The organism is Kitasatospora sp. NPDC001159, from assembly GCF_053598235.1.
The window spans coordinates 1-3,207 of record NZ_JBSFJV010000236.1 but is presented as its reverse complement, the minus strand read 5'-3'; the positions used below and the strand labels follow the sequence as shown (position 1 = coordinate 3,207).

The window sequence follows — 3,207 nt, the reverse complement described above, 5'->3', positions numbered from 1 at the left end:
GCGCCGGCCGGCACGCGATCACCCGAACGGGACCGAGAATCGAATCTCCGTCCGGCCCTCAAGCCCCAAGAGCGCTTTGATCACGGCTTCTCAGGCGGCCAAGCCACTGGTCCAAGCTCAGTCATGACGGGCAACCTATCGCACGCCCGTCGGCAGGAGCCTCAGACGACCGACGAGACCGATCAGTCCCAACTTCGGTGTCACAAACTAGCGTTGTCCCAACTTCGCTGTCACAGATCAGCGGGCTGGTGAGTTTCGCCCCGGGGTGGTGGTGAGTTTGCCTGCCCCGGGCGGCCACCCGCCGGTGAGTTTCGGGCGCTGCCCGGTGAGTTTCGGGTGTTGGTGCAGGTCAGCGGCCAGTGACAACGTCCGCCCCGGCCCTGCTCACCGGGCGCGGTTCAACTTGCTGGGGTCAGGGACACGTGCGGGTGACGTTCCCGGCGCGGGCCGGGTGAGGCATCGGGCGCACCGGTACGGTCGCCGGATGGTCGGGACGTTGCGGTTGGCGGTGGCGCAGAGCACGGTGCCGGAGGATCCGGGGGACCGGATGGTGATTCGGGCGGCGGGTGAGGAGGTCCGGGCGCTGATGCGGGAGGCCGCCGGGGCGGGGGCGCGGCTGGTGCAGTTTCCGGAGGCGACCGGCCCCGACGGCGGCCCGGTGCCGGCGGACTGGAGCGGTGCCGCGTGGGATGTCCTGCGCGAGGAGGCGAGCGGATCGCGGCCTTGGCGGGCGAGCTGGGCCTGTGGACGGTCTTCGGCTCACTCCACCTGCTCACACCGCCCCGACGCCCGCACAACAGCCTCTACGTCGTCTCCGACCACGGGGACCTGGTCGCCCGCTACGACAAGCGGTTCCTGTCGAACACCGAGCTGTCCTAGCTCTACACCCCCGGCCGGCCCGAACCGACGGTCTTCGACGTGGACGGCGTCCGCTTCGGCCTGGCCATCTGCATCGAAGCGAACTTCCCCACCCTGTTCGCCGAGTACGAACGCCTCAACGTCGACTGCGTCCTACTGTCCGTCATGATCGACGACCGGGCCCGCGCCACCGTCGCCCAGGCCTACGGCACCCTCTACAACTACTGGCTCGGCTACGCCGTCCCCGCCCAGTTCGCCACCACCGCCCCCTCCGGCATCGTCGCCCCCGGCGGACGCTGGCTCACCCGCGCCCCGGCCCACAACCAGCCCGCCCTCGCACTCGCCGACCTCGACCTCCACTCGACCGAGCCGGACATCGACATCGCGGTGCGCCGCGCCCGGCCCTGGAGGCGGCTGGCCCGTACAGGCCTCTACACCGACCATCTCGCCGACGGTGACCCCAGGAGCCAGATCCGCACCGCGTTCTGACACCCCGACCACTGGTGGGAAACACCCGGGAGGCTGGTGAGTCTCCGCGTTCGTGGCCCGCCCGGGTCTGGTGAGAGGCCTGGGTAACCGGACGTGGCCGTCGGGCCGCGCGCGTCCGCGCTACGCGGCCGAGGCGTCCGGCTCGTCGTCGATGTGCATGAGCCGGCTGTGGGCGGTGACCCGGTCCACGCCGGACAGCTTGGCCCAGTACTCGTCGGCCCACACCGCGTGACAGGCCCGCCGCTCGGCTTCCTCCAGCCGGGCGGACTCGGCCCGCTGCTCCTCGCTCAGCCCCTGCCGGGCCGCCTCCAGATCGCCGCCCCACAACGGCAGCGTGGCCAGGAAGGCACGGCGCTCGGCCTGCACGGCCATCAGCGCCCGCTGCGCGTCCTTCAGCTCGTCGGTGTACTCGAAGGTCTTCTGCTCTTTGCCCACGGCAGGGAATCGTACGTGCGACCGGATCCGCACCTGGCTGCGCCCCGCCGATACCTTGATGCCCGCTCCGGACAACGCGCCGGTACCTTGGCGGCTTGGTCACGGCAAGATAACGCAGCAGGTCAAAGCGCTGGTGAGAGCGGTCCGGACACCTTGATGCCCGTCCCGGGCGCCGGGACGGGTGGTGAAGTCGGTCCGGGGCGCGGTTCCGGTCTTTCGACCGGCCCGTTTCCCCGGAGCCGCTTCCCGAACCGGGCATGCGACTTGGCACCGCACCCGGCTCTCCACAAGTCCCGAAGGGGCGTCGTGGTGGTTCTCATCCCGTGATCGGCCAAGGAGTGGGGATGGCCGCTCCCCGGTAGCGGTAGCGCGTGGTGCCTACCGAGCTGGGGTTGAACAGCTCCCTGTTCTCGCTGGCCCACCAAGATCCACCGCTGAAGTAGTGGCGGTAGATCTTCCTCAGGGGCGTCTTGGGGTGCTTCCGCTTCACCCATCGCCAGACCGTGTGCCACAGGTAGTAGCGCAGGTAGGCGAAGGTCGCGGAGGACACCCCGGGCCTGAAGTAGGCGCACCAGCCCCGCAGCGCCGGATTGAGCCGGAGCAACAGGGCGTCGAGCGGCTGGTTCGTGCCGACCTCGCGGCATAGCGTCTTGACCTTGGCCATGATGGCCCGAAGGGCCTTCTTGGCCGGGTAGGTATAGACGTAGTGCCGGTTGGTGCCTGGCTTTCGGCGGAGCTGGATGTGCCAGCCGAGGAAGTCCAGGCCCTGCTCGATGTGGGTGATCAGGGTCTTCTCCTGCGACAGGCGAAGGCCCATCGTGGAGAGGACCGCTGCGATCTGCTCGCGTAGCGTTTCGGCGTCCGCCTGGGTGCCGTGCACCAGCAGGCACCAGTCGTCCGCGTACCGGACCAGCCGGAAGTTGGGCAGACTGCGGCGTCGACGCCTCCGGCGCTCGTAGACATCAGATCCGGGCCCTCCGGGAGCCTGGGCGATGAACTCGTCCAGGACCGAGAGAGCCACGTTGCTGAGCAACGGCGAGAGGATCGAACCCTGCGGAGTGCCGGTGTCGTTATCCCGCAGCAGGCCGTCCTCACCGAGGATGCCCGCCTTGAGGAACGCCTTCACCAGAGCCAGAACGCGCTTGTCCCCGACTCGCGCCCGCACCCGGTCCATCAGGGCCGTGTGCGAAATCTCGTCGAAACAGGCTTTGATGTCGCCCTCCACGATCCACTCGTACTTCTTGGACGTGAGATGACGCACCTCGGCCACCGCGTCATGGGTCCGGCGGTTCGGGCGGAACCCGTAGGAACACGGGAGGAAGTCCGCCTCGAAGTTCCACCCTGCGGTTGGACACCGATCTTCTACGCCGCGAGGGTATGACCTTGCTGGTGTCGCTGCCGGATCTCGAGTGGCGTGAGGTAGCC

4 protein-coding genes are annotated in these 3,207 nt (G+C 68.9%); 2 read left to right on the top strand and 2 right to left on the bottom strand.

The features are described 5' to 3' along the window. Positions 1-684: 684 nt before the first annotated feature. Together ACWC9T_RS41345 and ACWC9T_RS41340 are read left to right on the top strand one after the other, a co-directional pair. A complete protein-coding gene (locus ACWC9T_RS41345) occupies positions 685-879 on the top strand; it encodes a hypothetical protein (protein ID WP_449826172.1) in 195 nt (64 codons plus the stop codon). Positions 880-918: 39 nt separating this feature from the next. Next, on the top strand, positions 919-1,347 hold the full coding sequence (locus ACWC9T_RS41340) for a hypothetical protein (protein ID WP_449826171.1): 429 nt from the start codon (positions 919-921) through the stop codon (positions 1,345-1,347). 120 nt (positions 1,348-1,467) lie between these two features. Here the strand turns inward: ACWC9T_RS41340 and ACWC9T_RS41335 are convergent, their stop codons facing one another. Together ACWC9T_RS41335 and ACWC9T_RS41330 are read right to left on the bottom strand one after the other, a co-directional pair. Next, positions 1,468-1,782: a hypothetical protein gene (locus ACWC9T_RS41335; protein ID WP_449826170.1), complete on the bottom strand. Its 315-nt coding sequence runs from the start codon at positions 1,780-1,782 to the stop codon at positions 1,468-1,470. 316 nt (positions 1,783-2,098) lie between these two features. Continuing rightward, positions 2,099-3,207: reverse transcriptase domain-containing protein (locus ACWC9T_RS41330; protein ID WP_449826169.1), on the bottom strand; the 1,109-nt coding region annotated here is incomplete at its 5' end.